This window comes from Aquihabitans sp. G128 (genome assembly GCF_019048865.1).
Taxonomy (GTDB): domain Bacteria; phylum Actinomycetota; class Acidimicrobiia; order Acidimicrobiales; family Iamiaceae; genus Aquihabitans.
The window spans coordinates 3414576-3439014 of sequence record NZ_CP077604.1; the positions used below are offsets into that span (position 1 = coordinate 3414576).

The window sequence follows — 24439 nt, forward strand, 5'->3', positions numbered from 1 at the left end:
CACGGCCGAGCCAGTGGACCGAGGGTCCTCGACATCGTCTGCCTCCGGGCGGGGGCGGCGATGTCGAGGTCCTCACCTCGCCGCTCCCGGTGCCGATGGGGGTCGGTGAACCGATCCCGGCGGAACCGCATCGTTCTCTTCCTCGCGCTGGCGACCGCAGTGGCGGGAGCTCCCCTCGTCGGGCCGGCGTCGCCGGCTGCGGCCGCTGTCGGCCGTTGTACCGGCTACGGCACGATCGCCTGGACCGGGGCGGCGGGCGATCGGTCCTGGCACACGCCAGGCAACTGGGACGCGCCGGACGGGTCCCACCGCGTGCCCAACGCAGCCGACGCCGCGTGCATCGACACGGCTGCGGGCGGGGCGGTCCGAGCCGATGGCCTCTCGGTGCGCTCGTTCGCGCTCCGGAGCAGCGTCGAGGACCCGCCGCTGGAGCTCACAGGGGACGTGCGGGCCGGCCCGATGGGTGGGACCGGCGCCATCGTGCTCTCGGGGCAGGCGCGCATCATCGGATCGAAGGACTACACCGATCTCACCTACGGGTCCTTGACGGTCGCGGCAGGGTCCGAGGCCTGGGCGGACACCCTCGTCGTCCCCCGCCGAGAGCCCGGTTCGACCGACGTGCGGGGCACCCTGCACCTGCTCAGTGCATCCTCCCTGCGCGACGTCCGCGTCCGAGCGGGCGGGCGCCTCGACTCGGCCGTGAGCTACCTCCAGGTCACCGGGGCGCTCGACATCGAGGACGGCGGGGCACTGGTCGCCAGCGGCGGTTCGTTCGCGACGACCGTCGACACGCGGCTGGTTGGCAGCCCACCGGTGCTCCGAGACATCAACATCACCCACGAAGCGCCCTTCCCGCTCACCGTCACGGGTGACATCGGCAACCTCAACGTGCGCAGAGGCGCCACGCTCGAGGTCCGGCCCGAGGGCAGCCGCCTGTCCATCGAGGGACTCGCGTCGAGGTACTCCGAGCTGCCTCCGCCCATCGAGGTCTCGGGGACCTTGGACGTCGAGGGGGTGCCCGGCGACGGCGCCTCCGGCCTTCCTCACGGGCCGATCACCGCTCGGATCGTGAACACCGGCACGCTGCGGCTCAAGGGCGTGCAGCTCGAAGGCGGCCTCGACAACCAGGGCACGGCGCAGGTCTCCGGCTCCGTCTGGGTCAAGCCCGACCAGGACCTCCTCAACAGCGGACGGCTTGAGGTGGGATCTCGGTTCGGCGGTGCCGGTCCGCTGGGCGCGTCGCTGCTGGTCTCCGGTCGGTTGCACAACACCGGGTCCATCGTCGGCACGGACCCGACGGCCGAGGTGTCGGCTGAGCGCTACGACGGTGCGGGCTCGCTCGATGCGTGGCTGAACGTCATCAGCGACGAGCCGGAAAGCGGCTTCGTGGTCGATCCCGGCGCGAGCCGCACGGTGCCGGTGCTGGGGCTGGGGCAGTCTCGTTCGGCCTTCCAGCTCGGCGGGCTCACCGAAGCGGCGAGCAGTCGCGTGGTGGCCACCAGGGCCGTGCTCGACTTCGGCGCGCCGCTCCAGCTGGACGTCGGGATCACCGAGGGCTTCGTGCCGTGCGCCGGCTCGCGGTGGCAGCTGGTGTCCTGGCCCCAGCTGCTGCTGGGGTGGCGGCCACCGAGCGCCACGCCAGCGGGCAACGTCGCGGGCGTGGTCCGCAGGGCTCGCACCCTCTCGGCATCGGGCCTGCCCGCAGGCGTGACCTTGCACCTCGAAGAGCGGGGCGACGCGTTCGTGGCGGTGGCCTCCGGCACGCCGAGCAGCGGGGCGACCTGTTCAGACACCGTGGGGACGCGACTCGTCTCTGGCTTCTTCGTCGAGGGCCTGGGTCGCCCGGCGTCGGCAGCGCAGCTCGCATCTTTGGGAGCCCGTGCCGCCACCGAGGCCGGGCGCAAGGCGGTGGCCCGTGAGGTGTTGAACGGGGCCGAGGGGGCGACGCACCAGGTGCGGGAGGAGCTGCGGCGGATCCTGGGTCGGCCGGCGTCGGCGGCTGGGGTGGCGTCGTACACGGCGCGGTTCCGGTCGGGGGTGGCGCTCGATGCGTTGCGGGCGGAGGTGTACGGGGACACGTCGTTCTGGAACTCGGCGGGCGCCACCGTCGACGGCTGGGCGAAGGCCTTCTACCGGGTGGAGCTGGGTCGGGCGCCGACGAGCGCCGAGCTGGCCACCATTCGCAAGCAGGTCGCGGGTGGGGCGAAGCGGGTGACGCTGGCCCGGTTCCTGCTGGCCGGCGTCGAGGCGGATCGTGCGCTGGCCGGTCGTCAGATCGCCCTGTGGTGGGCTCGCCCGTCGACTGCGGCGGAGCGGGTGACGTGGGGGGGCTCGCTACCAGTCGGGCTCCGAGACCGGGGTCACCGCCGACCTCGCCGCCGCCAACCCCCTCACCTGAGGTCGCCCACGCGGTCCCGGCGACGTCAGCGGCGATTCGACGTCGATTCGCCGCCGAGGTCGACGCCCACCACCACGGTGGTGCTGACCAGGGCGATGTCGGAGATGTCGTACATGCCTCCCGAGGCATGGATCGGCGACGGACATCGGTGGCGACGGGCTCCGAGGGGCCGCAGCCATCCACCCGACCCCGGCGAGCCCGCTTCGGTAGGTTCTGCGCCGTGGCCGACCTGACGAACCATCAGATCCTGTTGCAGCGCCGTCCGAACGGCCTGCTCGAGCCCGAGGACACCGAGCTCGTGGCCCGGCCGGCGCCGGAGCCCGCCGACGGCGAGGCCCTCGTGCGCACCACCTACATCGGCATCGACGCCGCCGTCCGCACCTGGCTCAACGACCAGCCCGGCTACCTCCCCCGGTGGGCATCGGCGAGGTCATCCGGGCGGCCGGCGTGGGCGAGGTGGTGGCCTCCCGCTGCGACGCCTACGCGGTGGGCGACGTGGTGACCACGCTGTCGGGCTTCCAGGAGTACTCCATCGTCAAGGACGACCTCTTCACGACGGTCATCCCCGGCGTGGTCGACCAGCTCGCCATGCTCTCCGTCTACGGCTCCACCGGGGCCACGGCGTACTTCGGCATGACCGACATCGGCCAGCCCCAGGCCGGTGAGACCGTCGTGGTCTCGGCGGCCGCGGGCGCCACCGGCTCGCTGGCCGGCCAGATCGCCAAGATCGCCGGCGCCCACGTGGTGGGCATCGCCGGCGGGCCCGAGAAGTGCCGGGTGGTGGTCGAGGACTTCGGCTTCGACTCCTGCATCGACTACCAGGCCGGCGACCTCAAGGCGGCCCTGAAGGAGCACTGCCCCAAGCGCGTCGACGTCTACTTCGACAACGTCGGCGGCCCGATCCTCGACGCCGTCCTGGGCCGGCTCGCCCAGAAGGCGCGGGTGGCGCTCTGCGGCGTGATCTCGAGCTACCTGACCGGCGACCACCCCGGCCCGGCCAACTACGTCAACCTCCTGGCGAAGAGCGCACGGATGCAGGGCTTCAACACCCTCGACCAGTGGGGCCGCTTCGAGGAGGCGTTCGGCCACCTCAAGCAGTGGGAGGCCGAGGGCCGCCTCGTGCACCGCGAGCAGGTCTTCGAGGGGGTCGCCTCCTCGGTCGACGCCCTCAACGGCCTGTTCACCGGGGCCAACATCGGCAAGACCGTGGTGAAGGTCGGCGAGCCCACGCCGGCCTGAGCCCGGAGCGTCGCGCCGCGCTTGCCGCGGCCGGGCGGGACCGGGTCCGTACGCTGGTCCGGTCTGCACCGGGCGGTGCTGGGAGACCGGTCCGCCGCCCGTTGTGCCCCGAGAGGATCACGACGCACCGATGAGCACCCCCGACGAACCCCGCCGCGGCCCCCGCCGCCCGCCCCGTCCCGGCGACGGCGCCCGCCCTGCGGCCGGTGGCCCCCGCCGTCCCCCCGGCCCGGGCGGCACCGCGCCCAGCGGCCCCCGCCGCCCGCCCCGCCCCGGCGGCCCGCGCCCCCCGCAACCCGGCCGCCCCCCGCAGGCCGGCCGGCCCCCGCAGGCCGGCCGTCCGGCTCGCCCCCAGCCCACCGGCGTGCGGCCCACCGGCGGCCGCCCCGCCGATCCCGGCGCCCGGCGCCCCGCCGCGGGCGTCGGTGGCGGCGTCGGCGCCCGGTCCGGAGCCGCCGCCCGTCGCCCGACGAGCGGCCCCGGCTCGCAGCTGCGCCCGCCGGGCGACTCCGCCCGCACCGTCCAGGGCTTGGTCGAGCACACCCGCAGCAACCCGCGGCCCCGCTCGCCCCGCGAGCAGCAGATCCAGCGCCAGCGGCTCCTGGTGGGCGGCGGCGTCCTGGCGGTGCTGGTGCTGGTGGTCGGCTTCTGCACCCAGCGCGGCGACGACCGCGGCAAGCAGTCGACCAAGGGCGGCACCGAGCAGGCGTCCGGCGGCACGAAGGGCACCGGCTCCGGGAGCACCAAGACCACGAGCGGCCTCGCCGAGGAGCCGGCCAAGGCCTACGACGGCTGGGTCGACCCCAAGACCTCGGGCGAGCCGTGGAGCACGAAGGTGGTCGGCCAGATCACCTTCCGGGGCAACCCCACCCGCAGCTACTACGGCCTCGGCCCCGTGCCCAAGGCGCCGGTGGTCCAGTGGCACTACCCCGAGTCCGGTGGCATGTGCGGCAACTCGCCGGTGGGCGGCCAGAACAAGACCTGGTGCGGCAGCGGCTGGACCGGCCAGCCGTCGGTCTGGGAGCAGGACGGCAAGACGTGGGTGGCGGTCGGCACCTACGACAAGAACATCCACTTCTTCGACGCGTCCAACGGTGAGAACCTCATCGGCAACCACGACATGGGCGACATCATCAAGGGCTCGGTCACCCGCGACCCCGACGGCTTCCCGCTCCTCTACAGCGGCAGCCGCCACAACTTCGAGATCCTGGCGCTCGACCGCGACGACAAGGAGCCAGAGACGCTCTGGACGCTCAAGGCCGACGACGTCTCGCCCACCAAGTGGAACGACGACTGGGACGGCTCGTCGCTGATCCTCGACGACTACCTCTTCGAGGGCGGCGAGAACGGCCAGTTCCACATCGTGAAGCTGAACCGGAAGATGGGCGCCGACGGCAAGGTCAGCGTCGACCCGAAGATCGTGTTCCACGCGCCGGGCTGGGACCAGGAGCTGCTCACCGACCTGGCCGGCTCGGGCGAGCGGGTCAACGACGTCTCGATCGAGAACTCCGTCGCCATCTCCGGCAACACCGTGTACTTCTCGAACTCGGGCGGCCTGCTCCAGGGCTGGGACATCACCGACCTCAAGAAGGACCCGTCGAGCGTCAAGCAGACGTTCCGGTTCTGGACCGGCGACGACACCGACGCCTCGGTGGTCATCGACAAGGAGGGGATGCTCTACGTGGCCCAGGAGCGTGAGCGGGCCAGCACCTACGCCCACTCCGACGAGGTCGGCCAGCTCATCAAGGTCGACCCCACCAAGCCCGACGACCCGGTGGTCTGGAAGGTGAACGACGACCGCGGCCTCTGGGCCACCCCGGCCATCTCCGGCGGGGTGGTGGTGGCGCCTACCGACGGCGGCTTCATCAACGGGGTCGACATGGCGAGCGGCAAGGTGCTCTGGAAGAAGAAGCTCCCCGGCCCCACCTGGTCGTCTCCGGTGATCGTCGACGGGGTGTGGATCCAGGGCGACTGCAACGGCGTGCTCCACGGCTTCGACTTCTCCAAGCCCAAGGACCCCGGCACCGACACCGACGGCGACGGGGTGGGCAACGGCCCGAAGGAGCTGTGGAAGGTGCAGCTCGAGGGCTGCGTCGAGAGCACCCCCACCGTGTTCAAGGGCCAGATCTTCGTGGGCGCCCGCGGCGGCCAGTTCTACGCCCTGGCCGACCCGAAGTAGGTCGACCAGGGCGCCGAGTCGGCAGCCGGTGCCGGCGCCGGGCTCACTCGGTGGAGATCGCCTCGAGCACGTTGAGCTTGCTGGCCTTCCAGGCCGGCCGGAGGGCGGCGATCACGCCGAGGGCGGCGCCGAAGACCACCACGAACACCATGCCGCCGATGGGCACGTCGAAGCTGTTGAAGCCCTGGCTCTTGAGCGCCTGCACCAGCGTGTAGCTGAGGCCCAGGCCGAGCAGCAGGCCGAGGCCGGTGCCCATCAGGGCCACGATGACCGCCTCCCACCGCACCGACGAGCGCAGCTGGCTCCGGGTCATGCCCATGGCCCGCAAGAGGCCGAGCTCCCGGGTGCGCTCGTGGATCGACAGCGACAGGGTGTTGGCGATGCCGATCAGGGCGATCACGATCGAGACCGCCAGCAGGCCGTAGATGACGTTCAGCAGGGCGCTGATCTGGGCGACGATCGAGCCGGTGAACTGCTTGCGGTCCTGGAGCTTCATGGTCGGGTACGCCTTGGCGACCTTCTTGAGCTCGGGCCGGATGCCCTCGACGGAGGTGCCCTGGTCGAGCTTGATGGCCACCAGGAAGTCGTCGGGCTTGGCCCGCAGCGCCTTGGCGTCGTCCCTGGTGATGGTCCAGTCGCCGAGCAGCACGTTGTCGTCGCTGATGGCGGCCACCCGGAAGGAGGCCCGGCGGCCGTCGGCGCTGAGCACCTTGACGGTGTCGCCGATGGCCAGGGACTCCTTCTTGGCGGTCTGGCGGCCGACCACGATCTGGCCCTTCTTCAGGTCCGACAGGTCGCCCTCGCTCATCTTGACGTCGAAGAGCTTGGTGTAGGTGGGCGGATCGATGCCGGCGATGTTGGTCCCCGGCTTGGAGCCGTCGGGCAGCGTCAGCTGGGCGGGCACGCCGGAGATGGCGGTGACGGTGTCGACGCCGTCGACCTTCGCCACCGCGTCGGCCAGCTTGAAGCTGGCCCCGGTGAAGCTCTGCTGGTTGGCCGGCTGGAGGATGTAGTCGCCTTCGAAGCCACCGCTGATCGATGCGGTCACGGACGTCTGCGCCGAGCTGGCGAAGATCGTGATGAAGCCCACCAGGGTGACGCCGATGATCAGGGCGGCGGCGGTGGAGGCCGTGCGGCGGGGGCTGCGCATGGCGTTCTCCCGAGCGAGCCGCCCGGTGACGCCCTTGATGGCGGGCAGCGGCGAGCCGACCACGCGGGACAGCGGGCGGGCCAACACCGGGCCAAGTACCAGCACCGCCACCACGATGAGCGCCATCCCGATGCCGACCTTGGGGAGCTGGTCGGTGGTGGGGTCGGTGCCGAAGGCGGGGATGGTGAGGACGGCACCGACCACCAGGAACAGCACGCCGAAGATCGCTCGGAGCCGCGAGCGGTCCGACGTGTCGATGGCGACGTCGCGCAGGGCGGCGATGGGCGGGACCCGCGTGGCGCGCACTGCGGGCAGCACCGCCGAGGCGGTGGTGATGGCGAGGCCGACGAAGATGGCCACCGCCGCGGTGCCGCCGGTGATGGTGAGGCTGGCGCTCGGCAGGTCGAGGCCCACGCCCCGCAACAGCGCCAGGGCGGCCGCCGCCAGACCCACGCCGCTGAGGAAGCCCAGCACGGCCGAGACGACGCCGATGATGCCGGCCTCCAGCAGCACCGAGCCGAGCACCTGGAACCGGGTGGCGCCGATGGCCCGCAGCAGGGCCAGCTCCTTGGTGCGCTGGGCCACGAGGATGCCGAAGGTGTTGGAGATGATGAAGACGCCGACGAACAGGGCGATGAAGGCGAAGGTCAGGAGGATCTTCGAGAAGAACCCGAACAGGTCCTTGAGCTCGTTGGCCTGCTCCTTGGCCGCCTGCTCGCCGGTGAGGACGTCGGCCTTGCTGGTGACCTTGGCGGCCTCGATGCGCTTCACGAGCTCGGTGGGCGACACCCCGGCGTCGCCCCGGACGTCGACGGTGTCGAGCTTGCCGGGCTCGCCGGCGTAGTCCTGGGCCTGGCGCAGGGTGGTGCCCACGAAGATCACGCCGCCGGCGCTGTCGGCATCGCCGAAGCGGGTGATGCCCACCAGCTTCAGGGAGGTGGGACCGTCGGCGGTGACCAACTTCAGCGAGTCGCCCACCTTGAACGGCCCGTCGTTGGCGGCGGCGCGGTCGATGACCGCCTCGCCCTCGCGCTCGGGGGCGCGGCCGGAGATGACGGTGTAGGGGTTCAGCTGGGCGTCGGTGCCCCACGAGCCCACGAAGGTGGGCGGGCCCTGGCCACCCATCGGGTCGCCCTTCTTGTCGAGGAGGGTGATCGACTCGGTGGCGATGGACGGGCTGACCGCCGCGACGCCCGGCACGGCCAGGACCTTCTCGGCGGTGGCCTCGGGGATGGTGTCGCGCTGGGTGCCGGCCTGGTCGGACTTGAACAGCTCCGGGCCGCGCACGATGGCGTCGGTGTTCTTGTTGACGTTGGCGAACAGGTCGTCGAAGACGCTGTTGATCGTGCTGGTGAGCACGAGGGTGCCGGCCATGAAGGCCACGCCCAGGATCACCGCGATGCAGGTGGAGATCAGGCGGCGCTTGTGGGACCACAAGGAGCGGAGGGTGGTGCGGATCATGCGGGGGCCTCGGTGGGAGCGGCGAGCAGGCGGCGAGCGGGGGGGAGGGGAAGCGACGGGGGCGGGGGCCCCGTCAGTCGCCGAAGGTCTTCATGAAGTCGACGACGGAGTCGGTCGTCGGCTCGAGCATCTCGTGGACGATGTTGCCGTCGGCGAGGATCAGGACCCGGTCGGCGTACGACGCGGCGACGGGGTCGTGGGTGACCATCACGATGGTCTGGCCGTAGTCGGTGACCGCTCGGCGCATGAAGCCGAGGATCTCGGCGCTGGCCCGGGAGTCGAGGTTGCCGGTGGGCTCGTCGGCGAAGATGATCGCCGGCTTCGAGGCCAGGGCGCGGGCCACGGCCACGCGCTGCTGCTGGCCGCCGGAGAGCTCGCTCGGGCGGTGCTGGAGGCGGTCGGCCAGGCCGACGGTCTTGACGACCTCGTCGAACCACGCCTGGTCGGGGTCGTTGCCCGCCAGAGACAGCGGGAGGGTGATGTTCTCCTCGGCGGTGAGCGTGGGGATCAGGTTGAAGGCCTGGAACACGAAGCCCACGCGGTCCCGGCGCAGCCGGGTGAGGTCCTTCTCGCGGAGCTCGGTGAGGTTGGTGCCCTCGATCCAGACGCTGCCGCTGGTGAGCTCGTCGAGCCCGGCGAGGCAGTGCATGAGGGTGCTCTTGCCGGAGCCGGAGGGGCCCATGATGGCGGCGAACTGGCCGGCGGCGAAGTCGACGGTGACGCCGTCGAGGGCCTTCACGACCGTCTCGCCCTCGCCGTAGACCTTGTGGGCGTCGATGGCCCGGGCGGCGACGGCGCCCCCGGCCGAGGCGGGCGGGGGAGGAGGCGGGGTGCTGGTCATGGTCATGGCGTCAATCCTGGTCTGGGGGCGGTGGTGCTGTCATCGGACTTCGGGTCGATCATCGTGTCATCCCGGAGGATGACCCCGACGTACCCGATCCGGGGACCACCAAGCCGTGCTCGTAGGCCAGGACCACGGCCTGGACCCGGTCCCGGAGCTGCAGCTTGGCGAAGATGCGGCCGACGTGGGTCTTCACGGTGGTCTCCGACACCACCAGGTCCGCGGCGATCTCGGTGTTGGTTCGCCCGCCGGCGACGAGCAGCAGCACCTCGCGCTCACGGTCGGTGAGCGTGTCGAGCGCCGGGGGTGGTTCGGCGGTGGTCGGCGAGCCGGGCCCGGCGGTGAACGCCTCGACCAGCACCCGGGTGGCGCTCGGTCCCAGGAGGGCGTCGCCGGCGGCTACCACACGGATGGCTCGGACCAGGTCCTCGGGCGGGGTGTCCTTGAGCAGGAAGCCGGAGGCGCCGTGGCGCAGGGCGTCGTACACGTGCTCGTCGAGGTCGAAGGTGGTGACCACCAGGACCCGGGTGCAGGCGGTGCCGGCCTCGCCCGTCCCGCCGGCGGTGGTGCCGGTGATCGCCGCGGTGGCCTCGATGCCGTCCATGCGGGGCATGCGGATGTCCATGAGGACGACGTCGGGCTGCAGGCTGCGGACCGCCTCGACGGCCTCGAAGCCGTCGGCGGCCTCGCCCACCACGGTCAGGTCGTCCTCGGCGTCGACGATCATGCGGAACCCGGTGCGCACCAGGGCCTGGTCGTCGACGACCAGCACGCGGATGGGGCCGGTCACGTCGCCAGCCCGGCCGGACCCAGGGCCGGCTCGTTCGGGCTGGCGGTGGCGGGGCGGCGGTCGAGCGGCAGCGAGGCGCGGACCTCGAAGCCGCCCCCGGCCCGGGGCCCGACGCGCAGCGTGCCGCCGTAGAGCGACACCCGCTCCTGCATGCCCACCAGCCCGTGGCGAGGGCCGTCGCCGAGCGGGGCGTTGGCCGCCGCGCCGCGGCCGTCGTCGACCACCGAGGCGGTGAGGTAGTCCGGGCCGTAGCCCAGGGTGACGTGCACCCGGGCCGGGCCGGCGTAGCGGCGGGCGTTGGTGAGCGCCTCCTGCACGATCCGGTACGCCGCCAGGTCGACGCCCGCCGGGAGCGGGCGCGGGTCGCCGACGATCTCGAGGGTGATGGGGAGGTCGGGCACCGAGGAGGTGGCCACCAGGTCGGTGATCCGCTCCAGCGACGGCTGCGGGGCCCGATCCGCCAGGCCGGCGTTCTCGCGCAGCACGCCCACCAACCGGCGCATCTCCGAGAGGGCTTCGCGCCCCGTGGACTCGATGGTGGCCACGGCCGCCTCGGCGTCGTCGGGCTGGCGGCGCAGCACCCGGCGGGCGGCACCGGCCTGGATCACCATCACCCCCATCGCGTGGGCCACCACATCGTGCAGCTCGCGGGCGATGCGGGTCCGCTCGGCGGCGACGGCGCGGCCGGCGGCCCCGGCCCGATCCTCCTCGGCGCGCCGGGCCCGGGCCTCGAGCTCAACCTCCAGGGCCCGCCGGGTGCGGAGGTTGTCGCCCAGGAACCAAGGGATGGTGAACAGCGAGTAGTTCGACACCACGTCGACCCAGGTCACCTCGGGCCAGTAGCTGCTGAGCACGCAGGCCACCACCACCATGGTCCCCGCCAGCGACAGGATCGACTGCCGCCGGGACCCGTAGGCCGCCTCGGAGTAGAGGGTCACGAGCACCGCGAACGGGGGCAGCGGCGCGGTGAAGTGCCCGATCCCGGCGATGGCGGCGGCCACGCCGGCGATGGTCATGGCCGCCGACGGGTGGCGGCGCCGCAGGGCGATGCCGAGGCCGGAGGCCACGCCGAGGGCGTGGGACCAGCCCGAGGGGCCCCGCATGTCCGGCGGCACCTCCACGCTGAGCGAGGTGAGGACGCTGAGCACCGCGAACGCGGCGCCGAAGATGGCGTCGGCCCGGAACGGGTCGGCCTGCAGCCAGGCCCGCACCGGACCGGGCGCGGCCGTGGTCGGCGACGGGGTGGAGGTCGGGGCAGGGCGGTCCACGCCCGCACGGTACCGATGCCTCCTCCGGGCGTCGTCCTCCCAGGGGACGGTCACGCCTCCACCCCCGGTCGGACCCGTTTCGGCCGCCGGTGCCGCCACCCCCGGCCACTAGTGTCGCCCGACGTGTCAGCAACCGTGGTGGTCGGTACCCAGTGGGGTGACGAGGGCAAGGGCAAGTTCACCGACCTCGTGGCCAAGGAGATGCAGCTGGTCGTGCGCTTCCAGGGCGGCCACAACGCCGGCCACACCCTGGTGGTCGACGGCGAGAGCTTCGCCCTGCAGCTGTGCCCCAGCGGCATCCTCTACGACCACATCACCCCGGTCATCGGCAACGGCGTGGTGGTCGACCCTCGCGTGCTCATCGCCGAGATGGACATGCTCAGCTCTCGCGGCATCGACCCGTCGCGGCTCAAGGTCAGCGGCAACGCCCACCTGATCCTCCCGTACCACCAGGAGATCGACCGCCTCACCGAGCGCCGCCTGGGCAAGTCCAAGCTCGGCACCACCAAGCGCGGCATCGGCCCGGCCTACGCCGACAAGTCCTCCCGCGTGGGCCTGCGGGTGCAGGACCTCCTCGACCCCAAGATCTTCCGCGAGAAGCTGGAGGTGCTGGCCAAGGAGAAGAACGCGATCCTGGCCAAGGTCTTCAACCAGCTCCCGCTGGACCCCGGCGAGATCGCCGACGAGTACCTCGACGTGTGCCGGCCCCGGCTCGAGCCGCACATCGCCGACACCGTCTCGTTCGTGCACGAGGCGCTCGAGCGTGGCGAGCACGTGCTCTTCGAGGGCGCCCAGGCCACCTTCCTGGACCTGGACCACGGCACCTATCCCTTCGTGACCTCCTCGAACCCGGTGGCCGGCGGCGTCTGCACCGGCGCCGGCGTCGGGCCCCGCTACATCGACCGCGTGATCGGCGTGGCCAAGGCCTACGTCACCCGCGTGGGCACCGGCCCGTTCCCCACCGAGCTGGCCATCTCCGGCGAGGCGGTGGGCGGCAAGGACCGGGCCCTGGCCGACGACGCCGAGGTGGCGCTGGGCGACCACTTCGTCAACGTGGGCCGCGAGTACGGCACCAACTCCGGTCGCCGCCGCCGTCCCGGCTGGTTCGACGCCGTCATGCTGCGCCAGGCGGTGCGCCTGAACTCCCTGTCGGAGCTGGCCATCACCAAGCTCGACATCCTCGACACCCTCGACACCGTGAAGGTGTGCGTGGCCTACGACGTGAACGGCGAGCGGGTCACCCACCTGCCGTACCACCAGAGCGACCTGCACGCCGCCAAGCCCATCTACGAAGAGCTGCCGGGCTGGAACACGCCGCTCACCGAGATCACCGAGACCCACCAGCTCCCCGCGGCGGCTGAGGCCTACCTCGCCTTCCTGGAGGAGCAGGTCGGGGTGCCGGTCACCCTCGTCGGCGTGGGCCCCGGGCGCGAGCAGTTCGTCCACCGCAACGCCGGCTGAGCCGGGAGGTCACCAGGTGAAGGTCGTCGTCGTCGGATCGGGCGGGCGCGAGCACGGCCTCGCCGTCGTGCTGGGCCGCACCGCGGAGGTGGTGGTCACGCCGGGCAACCCGCTGATCCCCGGATCGGTGGCCACGCCGGTCGAGGAGCTGGTGGCCGACGGCTCGGTCGACCTGGTGGTGGTCGGGCCCGAGGTGCCGTTGGTCGACGGCCTCGCCGATCGGCTGCGGGCGCTCGGCGTGCGGGTGTTCGGCCCCGGTGCCGACGGCGCCCAGGTCGAGGGCTCGAAGGCCTACATGAAGGACCTGGCCCAGGAGGCCGGCCTGCCCACCGCCCGCTACGGCGCCTTCACCGAGGTCGAGCCGGCCCTGGCCTTCCTGGCGGAGCTGCCGGGCCCCTGGGTGGTGAAGACCGACGGCCTGGCCGCCGGCAAGGGCGTGCTGGTCACCACCTCGCTGGCCGAGGCCGAGGCCGACGTGCGCGACAAGCTGGCCGGCACCGCGTTCGGCGACGCCGGCCGCCGGGTGATCATCGAGGAGGGCCTCGACGGCCCCGAGGTCAGCGTGTTCGCGGTGTGCGACGGCACGCGGACGGTGTGCCTGCCGGCGGCCCAGGACGTGAAGCGGGTGGGCGACGGCGACGTCGGCCCCAACACCGGTGGCATCGGCGCGTGGTCGCCGCTGCCGTTCCTGGCCCCCGGCTTCGAGGCCGATGTCGCCGAGCGCTTCATCGAGCCCACCCTGGCCACCCTGCGCGCCCGCGGGATCGACTTCCGAGGCGTGCTCTACGCCGGGTTCATGGTTACCGCCGAGGGCCCCAAGCTGCTCGAGTACAACATCCGCTTCGGCGACCCCGACTCCCAGGTGGTGCTCCTCCGCCTCACCTCCGACCTGGTCGAGCTGCTCGTCGCCGCAGCCGACGGCGACCTCTCGGCCGTCCCGGCCCCGACCTTCGCCGACGACGCCGCGGTGCTGGTGGTGGCGGCCAGCGAGGGCTACCCCGTGGCGCCCCGGACCGGAGACGTGATCGAGGGCCTCGATGCCGCCCGTGCCGTCGACGGCGTGACCGTCCTGGGCGCAGGCGTGGGCCTCGACGACGAGGGCCGGCTGGTCACCGCCGGCGGCCGCGTGCTGAACGTGATCGGGCGCGGGCCGGACGCGGCCGCCGCCCGCGCCACGGCCTACGGCGCCCTGGCGCACGTGCGCTGGCCCGGCGAGCACCACCGCACCGACATCGCCACCTGACCTCGCTTCGCCCGAGGCACCGGCGCCCGCCTACCTTCGGGGGTCCCGACGACGGCCCGAGGAGCGTGCAGTGACCGAGTACAAGGTGGCGATCATCATGGGGTCGCCCAACGACCGCCCGAAGATGGCCCCCGCGGCCGAGACCCTCGAGGGCTTCGGCATCACCGCCGACGTCCACGTGATGTCCGCCCACCGCACCCCGGCCAAGGTGGCCGAGTTCGTGGGCGGGGCCCGTGACGCCGGCTACGCCGCGGTGATCGCCGGGGCCGGCATGGCCGCCCACCTGGCCGGTGCCGCCGCCGCCCACACCACGCTGCCGGTCATCGGCGTGCCGCTCTCGGGCGGCGCCCTCAACGGCGTCGACGCCCTCTACGCCACGGTGCAGATGCCCAAGGGCATCCCGGTGGCCACCGTCGCCGTCGACGGCGCGGTCAACGCCGCCCTGCTCGCCGTGCAGATCCTGGCGGTCAGCGACGCGGAGCTCGCCCAGGCCCTGGTGGCCGACCGAGAGGCTCGCGCCGCGGTCGTCTGACCCGAGGCCCCGCTCAGACGGGGTGGGTGCTGCCGGCGGCGTGGCCCGAGGCGGTCATCAGCGCGCTCGGGGCCGGGACCCGGGTGGCCCGGACGGCCTCGGCGTCGAGCAGCGGCGGGGCGCCGATGTCGAGGCCCTTCTGGGGCTTGCGGGCGGCCTTGCGGGCCGCCTTGGTGGCGGCCTTCACCGCGTCGCGCTCGGCGCGCCGCAGGGCGCGCTCCATGCGGCGGTCCTGGGTGGCCGGGGCCGCCGCGGCGGCGCCGGCGAGGGCCGGCTCGATGGCCGGGGCGGGCGGCGCGGCCACCTGGCGGACCCCGTTGCGGATGCCCGAGGCGTGCAGGGCGCAGCCCACGCAGTACGGCGGCTTCTTGGCGCCGAAGGCGAAGACCAGGCAACGGGTGCAGAACGGCTGGTTGCAGCTGCGGCACACGCCGGCGATCGCTTCTTCGTAGTGGCGCAGGCAGTGGTTCACCGCAGGTCTCCGTCCAGGGGGTCCAGACCTCCTCTGTCGGCAGGTGGGGCCCGATCCTGAAGGGGCGAACCGAACTTTCGGCCGGTCCGCCGCCTGGGGGTCCGCCGGAGCCGACCTCGTAAGGTCGACGCCGTGAAGCCCACGATCACCAACGTCCTGGCCGGCCGCTACGCGAGCGACGAGATGGTCGCCCTCTGGTCGGCCGAGCACAAGATCGTGCTGGAGCGGAAGCTGTGGATCGCGGTGCTGCGGGCCCAGCAGGAGCTGGGCGTCGAGGTGCCCGACGGCGTCATCGAGGCCTACGAGGCGGTGGTCGACACCGTCACCCTGGGCTCCATCGCGGCGCGGGAGCGGATCACCCGCCACGACGTCAAGGCCCGCATCGAGGAGTTCAGCGCCCTCGCCGGCCACGAGCACATCCACAAGGGCATGACGTCTCGCGACCTCACCGAGAACGTCGAGCAGCTCCAGGTCCGCGACGCCCTCGTGCTGGTGCGGGGACGGATGCTCGCCACGCTGGTCCGCCTGGCCGAGCGGGCCGCCGAGCACGCCGAGGCGGTGATGACCGGCCGCAGCCACAACGTGCCGGCGCAGGCCACCACCCTGGGCAAGCGCTTCGCCAACGCCGGCCAGGAGCTCCTGGTGGCCCTGCAGCGCGTCGACGAGCTGCTCGACCGCTACCCGCTCCGCGGCATCAAGGGCCCGGTGGGCACCCAGCAGGACATGGTCGACCTCCTGGGCTCGAGCGAGGCCGCCGACGAGCTGGAGCAGCGGGTGGCCGCCCACCTCGGCTTCGGCGCCACCCTCACCAACGTGGGCCAGGTGTACCCCCGGTCGCTCGACCTCGACGTGGTGTCGGCGCTGCTGCAGGCGGCGTCGGGCCCGGCCAGCCTGGCCACCACCATCCGCCTCATGGCCGGCCAGGAGCTGGTGACCGAGGGGTTCAAGGCCGGCCAGGTCGGGTCCTCGGCCATGCCCCACAAGATGAACTCCCGCTCCTGCGAGCGGGTGTGCGGCTTCCACGCCATCCTCTCCGGCCACCTGGCCATGGTCTCCCACCTCGCCGGCGACCAGTGGAACGAGGGCGACGTGAGCGACTCGGTCGTCCGGCGCGTGGCCCTGCCGGATGCGTGCTTCGCCGCCGACGGCCTGTTCGAGACCATCCTCACCGTGCTCGACGAGTTCGGCGCCTACCCGGCGGTGATCGAGCGCGAGCTGCGCCGCTACCTGCCGTTCCTCACCACCACCAAGGTCCTGATGGCCGCGGTCCGAAACGGCGCCGGGCGCGAGGCGGCCCACGAGGCCATCAAGGAGCACGCCGTGGCGGTGGCGCTCGGCATGCGCGAGGAGGGGGCCGAGGGCAACGACCTCCTCGAGCGCCTGGCGGCCGACCCCCGCCTCGGCCTCACCCCGGACGACCTCGCCCGCGTGGTGGCCGAGCCCATCACCTTCGTGGGCAACGCCACCGGCCAGGTGGCGGCGTTCGTGGCCGAGGTCGGGCGCCTGGCCGCCGCCGACCCCGAGGCGGCCGCGTACCGCCCGGGCGACATCCTCTAGCCGGACGGGCCGAGGGGCCCCTGGGCCGCCACGCGGTCCGCTGGCTCGTGGTCAGCGGCCGGCGCGGGCCCGCTTGTCCTCGTACATGGCGGCGTCGGCCTCGCGCAGCAGGGCGTCGATGTCGTCGCCCTCGGCGGCGCGGGCGCTGCCGATGCTGAAGCCCACCGAGACGGGCTGGCCGTGGACGGTGATGGGCTGGGCCACGACGTCCCGGAGACGGTCGAGCAGGCCGTCGGCGTGGTCGGCGGGCGTGTCGGGGCACAGCACGGCGAACTCGTCGCCGCCCAGCCGGGCCACCAGGTCCTCGGGGCGGGTCGCGGCGCGCAGCCGGTCGGCCACCACGCGCAGCACCTCGTCGCCGGCGGCGTGGCCGTGCTCGTCGTTGACCGCCTTGAAGCCGTCGAGGTCGCCGAACACCAGCAGGTCACCGGCGGGGCCGGTGTCGGAGGTCAGCCGGCCGTCGACCACGCCGGTGAACCGGCGGCGGTTGGCCAGGCCCGTGAGGGCGTCGTGGGCCGCGAGGTGGTCGAGCTCGGTGAGCGTCGCGGTGAGCTCGTCGGCGTGGCGGTGCAGCTCGAAGAGCTGCACGGCTTGGGCGGCGAGGTCGTCGAGCGCCTCCCGCTGGTTGGCGGTCAGCGCGCGGACCTCGGTGTCCACCACGCACAGGCTGCCGATGGCGTGGCCGTCCGGGGTGGTGATCGGGGCGGCCGCGTAGAGCCGGAGCTCGGCGATCTCGCCGGTGACGAAGGGGTTGTCGACGAACCGCTCGTCGTCGCGGGCGTCGGTCACGTAGATGGAGGCGCCCTCGCTGATGGCGTGGTTGCACATCGAGTCGTCCCGCGGCACCGAGCGCCGCTGGAGGCCGACGGTTGAGAAGCTAACCTGGCGGTCGGCGTCGATCAGGTTGATCGCCGAGGCGGGGGCGCCGGTGACCACCGAGGCCAGGCGGACCAGGCCGTCGAAGTCCGGCGTGGGGGGGCTCGTCGATGATGCCGTAGCGGTGGAGCGCGTCGAGGCGTCCCTGCTCGTCGGGGGGGAGCGGAGGGGTGGGCACGAGGGTGTTCGGTACCCGGCCCCCGCCCGGATGACACCTTCGTCACCGGACGAGGTCGAAGCGGCCGGCGAGGCCTTGGTAGGTTCGCCGCCGATGGCTGCCAACCCCCTTCCCCACCTGTCCTCCGGCAAGGTCCGCGAGATCTACGACGCCGGCGACGACCGCCTCCTGATGGTCACCTCGGACCGCATGTCGGCGTTCGACGTCGTCATGGCCGAGCCCATCCCCAACAAGGGCCGCGTGCTCACCGCCATGTCGGCGTTCTGGTTCGAGCAGTTCGCCGACATCGTCGGCGGCCACCTGCTCTCCACCGACCTGGCCGACGTGCCCTACGACGACCCCGATCCGGACCTGGCGGGCCGGATCATGCTGTGCCGCAAGGCCGACATGCTCTCCATCGAGTGCATCGTGCGGGGCTACCTCACCGGCTCGGCGTGGAAGGAGTACCGCACCTCCGGCACCATGCACGGCACGGCGCTCCCCGAGGGGCTGCTCGAGTCCTCCCAGCTGCCCGAGCCGGTCTTCACCCCGTCCACCAAGGCCGAGGTCGGCGACCACGACGAGAACGTCAGCTTCGAGCAGGCCGTCGACATCGTGGGCCGCGAGCTGGCCGAGAAGGCCCGGGACGTGTCCATCGAGCTCTACCGCCGGGGCTCGGAGTGGGCCGCCGAGCGGGGCATCATCATCGCCGACACCAAGTTCGAGCTCGGCCTCATCGACGGCGAGCTGATCCTGGCCGACGAGGTCCTCACGCCGGACTCGTCGCGCTTCTGGGCCGCCGAGCACTGGGCGCCCGGCTCCACGCCGCCCTCCTTCGACAAGCAGCCGCTGCGCGACCACCTGGAGGCCACCGGTTGGGGCAAGACGCCGCCGCCGCCCGCCCTCCCCGACGACATCGTGGCCGCCACCAGCGCCCGCTACGTCGACGCCTACGAGCGGGTCACCGGCCGCACCTTCGCCGACTGGCCCGGGGTCCAGTAGCGGGTTCCAGCGGCGCCTCCGGCGTCTGCGAAGATGGCCCCATGCTGTTCTCGGTGCAGGTCGAGGTGTCGCTTCGCGAGGGGGTGGCCGACCCGCAGGGCGCCACCATCGAGCGGTCCCTCCCCCATCTCGGCTTCGACGGGGTGAAGGGGGTGCGGGTCGGCAAGGCCATCCGCTTCGCCATCGAGGCCGCCGACGAGGGCGCCGCCCGCGCCGAGGTCGAGGACCTGTGCCAGCGCTTCCTCACCAACCCGGTCATCGAGGACTCGACGGTCACCATCACGGCGGCCGACGCCGCGCAGGGGAGCTGATGGCCCCCCCGGATCGGCGTCATCCAGTTCCCGGGCTCGAACTGCGAGCTCGACGTCATGGAGGCCGTCGGTGCCCTCGGCGCCGAGGCCGAGATCCTGTGGCACGGCGACGACGACCTGCGCGGCGTCGATGCCGTGGTGGTCCCGGGAGGCTTCGCCCACGGGGACTACCTGCGCCCCGGCGCCATCGCCCGGTTCTCGCCGGTGATGGGTGCGGTGGTGGCCTTCGCCGCCGACGGCGGCCCGGTGGTGGGCATCTGCAACGGCTTCCAGGTGCTGACCGAGGCCGGTCTGCTGCCCGGTGCGCTGCAGAAGAACCGCGGGCTCAAGTTCCTGTGCACCACGGTGGAGCTGCGGGTGGAGACGACGGCATCGGTGCTCAGCACCGGCGCCGAGGTCGGATCGATCCTGCGGGTGCCCATCAACCACTTCGAGGGCAACTACACCTGCTCGGCCGAGACGTTGGCGGAGCTGCAGTCCGAAGATCGCGTGGTGGTGCGCTACGTCGACAACCCCAATGGGTCCGTCGACGACATCGCCGGCATCACCAATGCCGGCCGCAACGTGGTGGGCCTCATGCCCCACCCCGAGCGGGCCAGCAGCGCGCTGCTGGGCTCGGCCGACGGGGTGCCGCTGCTGCGCTCGCTGGTCGACGCCGCCGCGGGGGCCGCGGCGCCGACCTGAGCAGGATCAGGCGGTGCGGGGCACGCCGGCCTTGCGCAGCACGGCGGGGGAGACCCCGACGGCCCGGAAGGCGGCGTAGCTGATGCCCTTGCGCTCGGCGTAGCCGGCGGCGGCCTCCACGAAGCCGGCCTCCAGCGCGTCGAGGTCGACGGTGGGCCCGTCGGCCGCGGCCAGCTCGGACTCGAGGTCGAACTTCTCCTGGGTCAGCTGGAGCTTGCTCAAGGGGTCGGCGGTGAGCAGCTCGACCTCGACCGCCTCGAGGCGCTTCTTCACGTTCTCGGTGGTCCGCTTGCGGCCCCGCTTCGGCTTGTTGGCGGCCAGGGCTTCGAGGTACACGCGCACGGCGCGACCCTGGGAACGGCCTTCGGCCAGGGCGGCCTTGTGCTCGTCGGACATGGAGCGGGCGGGCTTCTTCTTGGGGGCCATCGGTTCAGGAAAGCACGTTCCATTGATTCGTACAAGTCAGCGACCCACGGTATCTCCAGGCATCGCTCCTTTCCTGACATGCGCATCAGCCCAGGTGGACATTTCTCCTCAAACCGACGGTTGAATTGCCGATAGGCGAAGCATCGGTTTTCGAACAACCGCGCCGGGCGGCCCCGGTGCCTAACGTCGCCGGGGTGACCGGGAGCCAGAAGTCGGAAGTCCTGCCGTGACGGACCTGCGCCTGGGCCAGGCCGCAGAGCTCCTCGGCGTCAGCGTCGACACCGTCCGCCGCCTGCTCGACCGGGGGAGGTGGCCGGCGATCGCTCGCCCGGCGGCCAGCGCTCCGTCGACGGCGCCGACCTGGCCCGGTACCTCGCCGAGCACGCCGACGCCCCCGAGGCGGCCCCCGCCGCGGCCCGCTCGGCCCGCAACCGCTTCACCGGGCTGGTCACCCGGGTCGCCGTCGAGGGCCTCGTCGCCCAGGTCGAGCTGCAGGCCGGACCGTTCCGCGTGGTGTCGCTGCTCACCCGCGAAGCGGTCGAGGAGCTGGGCCTCGAGCCGGGCATGGTGGCCACCGCGAGCGTCAAGGCCACCAGCGTCGTCATCGAGGTCTGAGCGGCCCGCGCCGGCTTCCTGGCCCGTCGGCCCCGGCCGGTAGCCTCGCCCCGTGACCGACGCCGACGCCACGCCGATCCACCGGGCCCTCGGGCTCACCGACACCGAGCTCGATGACATCATCGAGATCCTCGGTCGGGAGCCGAACCGGCTGGAGCTGTCGATGTACTCGGTGATGTGGTCCGAGCACTGCTCCTACAAGTCGTCGAAGGTCCACCTCCGTCGGCTGCCCACCACCGGTGAGGGCGTCCTGGTCGGCCCCGGGGAGAACGCCGGCGTCATGGACGTGGGCGACGGCATCGCCGCGGCCATCCGCATCGAGAGCCACAACCACCCGTCGTTCATCGAGCCCTACCAGGGCGCGGCGACCGGCGCCGGCGGCATCCTCCGGGACATCTTCACCATGGGCGCCCGGCCCATCGCGCTGATGGACCCGCTGCGCTTCGGCCCGCTGGACGATCCCCGCAGCCGCTGGGTGGCCGAGGGCGTGGTGTCGGGCATCTCGGGCTACGGCAACTCCGTCGGGGTGCCCACCGTCGGCGGCGAGGTGGTCTTCGACGAGTGCTACAAGGGCAACCCGCTGGTCAACGTCCTGTGCCTCGGCATCCTCCCGGTCGAGCGGCTCGTGCTGGCCAAGGCCACCGGCACCGGCAACCTCGCCGTCCTGCTCGGCTCGGCCACCGGCCGCGACGGCATCGGCGGCGTCAGCGTGCTGGCCTCGGCCGGCTTCGAGGAGGGCAGCGAGGACAAGCGCCCTGCGGTCCAGGTGGGCGACCCGTTCGAGGAGAAGCGCCTCATCGAGGCCTGCCTCGCCCTGCTCGACGCCGGCCTCGTGGTCGGCATCCAGGACCTCGGCGGTGCCGGCCTGACCTGCGCCGCGAGCGAGACGGCGGCCAACGGCAAGATGGGCATGGACTTCGACGTCTCGGCCGTGCCCCGGCGCGAAGACGGCATGGAGCCCTTCGAGGTCATGACCTCGGAGTCCCAGGAGCGGATGCTGGCCATCGTCACCCCGGATGACCTCCCCGAGGTGCTGCGGCTCTGCGAGCGCTGGGAGGTCCTGGCCACCGTGGTCGGCAAGGTCACCGACCCCGACGAGCACGGCGTCGGCATGCTGCGCATCGTAGACGGCTTCGACGGCGAGGTCCTGGCCGACGTGCCCGCCTCCAGCCTCCACGACGCCGCGCCCGTCTACGAGCGCCCCCTCGCCGAGCCCGCCGACCGGGCCGCTCGCCAGAGCGACGCCCCGGCGGCGCCCACGGCCGCAGATGCCACCGAGGCGCTGCTGGGCCTGCTCTACGACACCACCTGGGTGTCGTCGCAGTACGACCACCAGCTCTTCCTCAACACCGTCGAGGGCCCGGGCGGCGATGCCGTGGTCCTGCGGCTCAAGCACCCCACCACCGGCGTCGACACCGGTCGGGGCCTGGCCCTCACCACCGACGGCAACCACCGCTGGTGCGCCGTCGACCCCCGCCAGGGCACCGCCCTCACCCTGGCCGAGTCCATCCTGAACCTGGCGTGCGTCGGGGCCCGCCCCATGGCCGTGGTCAACTGCCTGAACTTCGGCAACCCCGAGCACCCCGAGGTCATGTGGCAGCTCTCGGAGTCGGTCGACGGGCTGAGCGAGGCCTGCCTCGCCTTCGGCCTCCCGGTCATCGGCGGCAACGTCAGCCTCTACAACGAGTCCCGCGGCACCGACATCGACCCCACCCCGGTCATCGGCCTGCTCGGCGTGGTCGACGAGCTCACCCGCCGGCCCCCCGGGGTCACCCTGGCCGAGGGCGACCAGCTCCTGCTGCTGGGCGACGACCTCGCCGGCCCGGCCCCGTCGCTGGCCGGTTCGGCCCAGGCGTGGGCGGCCGGGAGCAAGGGCGGTGCGCTGCCGGCCTTCGACCCCCAGCTCCACAGCCGGGTGGCCGACCTCGTCCGCAACCTGGTCACCGGTGAGGTGCTCAGCGGCGTGCACGACGCCTCCTCCGGCGGGCTCGGCGTGGCCCTCGCCGAGCTCAGCGTCCGCTCCGGCGTGGGCGTCGACGTGACCGGCCTGCCCGGCACCGCCCACCTGTTCGCCGAGGCGCCGTCCCGCGTGGTGGTGGCCGTGGCCGCCGACCACGTCGATGCCGTCCTGGCCGCGGCTGCCGGCGCGCAGGTGCCTGCCGTCGCCCTGGGCACCGCCGGGGGCGACCGCTTCGCCCTCTCCGGCCCCGACGGGACGCTGGTCGAGGTCGGTGTCGCCGACCTCACCGCCACCTGGCGGGATCGCCTCCCGGACGCCCTCGGCGCCGGCACCACGCAGGCCTGATCGGGACGGCCCCAGGGCCGACCCAACGATCCGCCGGCGCCAGGGCTCTGGTGTCCGTGGCGACTCGACAGCGGTGGCAGGCGTGGGCAGGCGTGGCGGCCGCAGTGGTGGGCGCGCTCCCGCTGGTGAGCGGGACGTCGGCGGGGGCGGCCCCCGTGCGGGAGCTGGCGCCGGAGACCACGACGGTCCCCATCGGCCAACCCCTCCGCGTGGCCACCGGCTGCCCGCCGCTCAGCCAGCACCGGGTGGTGGAGCAGCACCCCGAGGTCAGCCTGGTGGTGGGCACCGGCGCGACCTCCCGTCGGGCCGCTCGCGGCGTGGCGCCCGACGCCGACGGCGTCGTCACGATCACCGTGCCGGCCTGGGTCGACCCGACCGAGCCGGCCACCCTGGTCGGCCGGTGCTCCGGCTCGGGCACCAGCACCACGACGACCTACGACCCGGTCCCGGTCGACGTGATGGCCGGCTCGCCGGCCTGGCCGGGACCGGTGCTCGACCCGGCGCCGGCCACCCGTGAGGGCGGCCAGCTCTTCGTCGTGCGCGGCGGGGGCTGCCCGCCCGGCGCCGACGCCCAGGTCCGGCTCAGCGACGACACCGGCACGGTGCGCTACCAGCAGCAGGAGTCCGTCGACGCCGCCGGTCGGTTCGTGGTGGAGGTCTACCTCTACGACGAGCTCGCCGGATCGTTCTCCGGCGAGCTGTCCTGCACCTCCGGCGCCTTCGAGCTGCTGTCGCCGCCCTTCGCCCTCACCGTGGTGCCCCGGCCGCAGCTGGGCGAGCTGTCGGTGGGCTACGACCCGATCACCGGCGTCCGCTCCTACGGCGGCACCGGCTGCGGTCCGGGCGACCGAGTCACCCTCGACGTCTCCGGCGAGTCGCAGGGCAACGGGTTCCAGCCCGGCCCCCCGCAGAACTCCGCCGGCCACGTGGCGGCGCACCTCACCACGACCGTGCGCGCCGACGGCACGTTCTCGGCGACCTGGACGGGCCCGAGCGGCCCGGCCCGGGTCGCCGTCCGGACCGACTGCGGTGATCCGGCCACCACCGGCTATCGACTGCTGCCGAGCGAGCAGACCACCTCGGCCACCGGCGCGAAGGTGCTCGACCTGTCCTCGGGCGGCCACCGGCCGGGCAGCACCCTGTTCGCGGTGGTCGACTTCGCGTGCCGCTCCGAGGCCTCGGGCCTGCAGGTGACCGACCCCTACGGGGCGACCCTGTCCGAGGTGCCCCTGGCCGACGACTTCGCCCACCCGGTGCTGGTGCCGGCCACGCCCGGGGCCTACTACCTCGTCCCCACGTGCGACGGCGTGCGCGGCCGCCCCACCCTGTTCGCCGTCGATCCCGTCGAGGTCAGCCTCGAGCCCGGTGCGATCTCGGGCGGCGCCGGCCCGGCCACGCCGGCCACCGCGGCCACCGCGCTCCCGGGCTCGCCCACCTACACCGGCTGACCGGCTCCGCCGTAGCGTCGGCCC

Annotated in this window: 20 protein-coding genes and 1 pseudogene; 14 read left to right on the forward strand and 7 right to left on the reverse strand. The window is 73.1% G+C overall.

Features of this window, described 5'->3' with window-relative positions; all coding sequences use genetic code 11:
* The first annotated feature begins 312 nt into the window (after window positions 1-312).
* From KSP35_RS16340 to KSP35_RS16350, 4 genes and pseudogenes are all read left to right on the forward strand, one after another.
* On the forward strand, window positions 313-2631 hold the full coding sequence (locus tag KSP35_RS16340) for a hypothetical protein (RefSeq protein WP_216996882.1): 2319 nt from the start codon (window positions 313-315) through the stop codon (window positions 2629-2631).
* Window positions 2526-2890, forward strand: a pseudogene (locus KSP35_RS24620) (hypothetical protein); the annotation flags it as partial. The gene KSP35_RS16340 and the pseudogene KSP35_RS24620, both read left to right, overlap by 106 nt.
* A gap of 141 nt (window positions 2891-3031) precedes the next feature.
* Window positions 3032-3637 carry an NADP-dependent oxidoreductase gene (locus KSP35_RS24625; RefSeq protein ID WP_254127237.1) on the forward strand — a complete coding sequence of 202 codons (606 nt, stop codon included), beginning with the start codon at window positions 3032-3034 and terminating at the stop codon, window positions 3635-3637.
* A gap of 130 nt (window positions 3638-3767) precedes the next feature.
* Complete coding sequence (locus KSP35_RS16350) at window positions 3768-5816, forward strand: PQQ-binding-like beta-propeller repeat protein (RefSeq protein ID WP_216996883.1); 2049 nt, start codon at window positions 3768-3770, stop codon at window positions 5814-5816.
* A gap of 43 nt (window positions 5817-5859) precedes the next feature.
* Here KSP35_RS16350 and KSP35_RS16355 read toward each other — a convergent pair whose 3' ends face one another.
* The 4 genes from KSP35_RS16355 to KSP35_RS16370 form a co-directional block, all read right to left on the reverse strand.
* Complete coding sequence (locus KSP35_RS16355; protein ID WP_216996884.1) at window positions 5860-8427, reverse strand: ABC transporter permease; 2568 nt, start codon at window positions 8425-8427, stop codon at window positions 5860-5862.
* A gap of 73 nt (window positions 8428-8500) precedes the next feature.
* Window positions 8501-9268, reverse strand: coding sequence for an ABC transporter ATP-binding protein (locus KSP35_RS16360; RefSeq protein ID WP_217002255.1), 768 nt, complete (start codon window positions 9266-9268; stop codon window positions 8501-8503).
* A gap of 58 nt (window positions 9269-9326) precedes the next feature.
* Entirely contained in the window at window positions 9327-9995 is a 669-nt protein-coding gene (locus KSP35_RS16365; RefSeq protein ID WP_217002256.1) for a response regulator transcription factor, read from the reverse strand.
* Between the two features lie 59 nt (window positions 9996-10054).
* A complete protein-coding gene (locus KSP35_RS16370; RefSeq protein ID WP_216996885.1) occupies window positions 10055-11326 on the reverse strand; it encodes a sensor histidine kinase in 1272 nt (423 codons plus the stop codon).
* 123 nt (window positions 11327-11449) lie between these two features.
* Here KSP35_RS16370 and KSP35_RS16375 point away from each other — a divergent pair, with 123 nt between their 5' ends.
* The 3 genes from KSP35_RS16375 (at window position 11450) to purE (ending at window position 14562) form a co-directional block, all read left to right on the forward strand.
* Window positions 11450-12787 carry an adenylosuccinate synthase gene (locus KSP35_RS16375; protein ID WP_216996886.1) on the forward strand — a complete coding sequence of 446 codons (1338 nt, stop codon included), beginning with the start codon at window positions 11450-11452 and terminating at the stop codon, window positions 12785-12787.
* A 16-nt stretch (window positions 12788-12803) separates the two neighbouring features.
* Entirely contained in the window at window positions 12804-14030 is a 1227-nt protein-coding gene (gene purD / locus KSP35_RS16380; RefSeq protein ID WP_216996887.1) for a phosphoribosylamine--glycine ligase, read from the forward strand.
* Window positions 14031-14100: 70 nt separating this feature from the next.
* On the forward strand, window positions 14101-14562 hold the full coding sequence (gene purE / locus KSP35_RS16385) for a 5-(carboxyamino)imidazole ribonucleotide mutase (RefSeq protein WP_254126806.1): 462 nt from the start codon (window positions 14101-14103) through the stop codon (window positions 14560-14562).
* 13 nt (window positions 14563-14575) lie between these two features.
* Here the strand turns inward: purE and KSP35_RS16390 are convergent, their stop codons facing one another.
* Complete coding sequence (locus tag KSP35_RS16390) at window positions 14576-15034, reverse strand: hypothetical protein (RefSeq protein ID WP_216996888.1); 459 nt, start codon at window positions 15032-15034, stop codon at window positions 14576-14578.
* Window positions 15035-15217: 183 nt separating this feature from the next.
* On the opposite strand from KSP35_RS16390, the gene purB reads away from it, so the two are divergent.
* Entirely contained in the window at window positions 15218-16591 is a 1374-nt protein-coding gene (gene purB, locus KSP35_RS16395; protein WP_217002258.1) for an adenylosuccinate lyase, read from the forward strand.
* Between the two features lie 51 nt (window positions 16592-16642).
* Here the strand turns inward: purB and KSP35_RS16400 are convergent, their stop codons facing one another.
* Complete coding sequence (locus tag KSP35_RS16400) at window positions 16643-17527, reverse strand: sensor domain-containing diguanylate cyclase (RefSeq protein WP_216996889.1); 885 nt, start codon at window positions 17525-17527, stop codon at window positions 16643-16645.
* Between the two features lie 211 nt (window positions 17528-17738).
* Between KSP35_RS16400 and KSP35_RS16405 the strand changes: the two genes are divergently transcribed.
* The 3 genes from KSP35_RS16405 to purQ are packed head-to-tail and all read left to right on the forward strand — an operon-like array spanning window position 17739 to window position 19621.
* Window positions 17739-18626, forward strand: a complete 888-nt coding sequence (locus KSP35_RS16405) for a phosphoribosylaminoimidazolesuccinocarboxamide synthase (RefSeq protein WP_216996890.1) — start codon at window positions 17739-17741, stop codon at window positions 18624-18626.
* A gap of 41 nt (window positions 18627-18667) precedes the next feature.
* A complete protein-coding gene (gene purS, locus KSP35_RS16410) occupies window positions 18668-18937 on the forward strand; it encodes a phosphoribosylformylglycinamidine synthase subunit PurS (RefSeq protein WP_216996891.1) in 270 nt (89 codons plus the stop codon).
* A gap of 57 nt (window positions 18938-18994) precedes the next feature.
* Window positions 18995-19621: a phosphoribosylformylglycinamidine synthase subunit PurQ gene (gene purQ / locus KSP35_RS16415; RefSeq protein WP_254126808.1), complete on the forward strand. Its 627-nt coding sequence runs from the start codon at window positions 18995-18997 to the stop codon at window positions 19619-19621.
* Between the two features lie 6 nt (window positions 19622-19627).
* Here the strand turns inward: purQ and KSP35_RS16420 are convergent, their stop codons facing one another.
* Window positions 19628-20047, reverse strand: coding sequence for a hypothetical protein (locus KSP35_RS16420; RefSeq protein WP_216996892.1), 420 nt, complete (start codon window positions 20045-20047; stop codon window positions 19628-19630).
* A 309-nt stretch (window positions 20048-20356) separates the two neighbouring features.
* On the opposite strand from KSP35_RS16420, the gene KSP35_RS16425 reads away from it, so the two are divergent.
* The 3 genes from KSP35_RS16425 to KSP35_RS16435 all read left to right on the forward strand — a co-directional run bounded on the left by KSP35_RS16425 (window position 20357) and on the right by KSP35_RS16435 (window position 24415).
* Window positions 20357-20662 carry a molybdopterin-binding protein gene (locus KSP35_RS16425; protein ID WP_216996893.1) on the forward strand — a complete coding sequence of 102 codons (306 nt, stop codon included), beginning with the start codon at window positions 20357-20359 and terminating at the stop codon, window positions 20660-20662.
* Window positions 20663-20714: 52 nt separating this feature from the next.
* Window positions 20715-22967 (forward strand): phosphoribosylformylglycinamidine synthase subunit PurL, encoded by a 2253-nt coding sequence (gene purL, locus KSP35_RS16430; RefSeq protein WP_216996894.1) that lies wholly within the window; start codon window positions 20715-20717, stop codon window positions 22965-22967.
* A 92-nt stretch (window positions 22968-23059) separates the two neighbouring features.
* A complete protein-coding gene (locus KSP35_RS16435) occupies window positions 23060-24415 on the forward strand; it encodes a hypothetical protein (protein ID WP_216996895.1) in 1356 nt (451 codons plus the stop codon).
* Window positions 24416-24439: the final 24 nt, after the last annotated feature.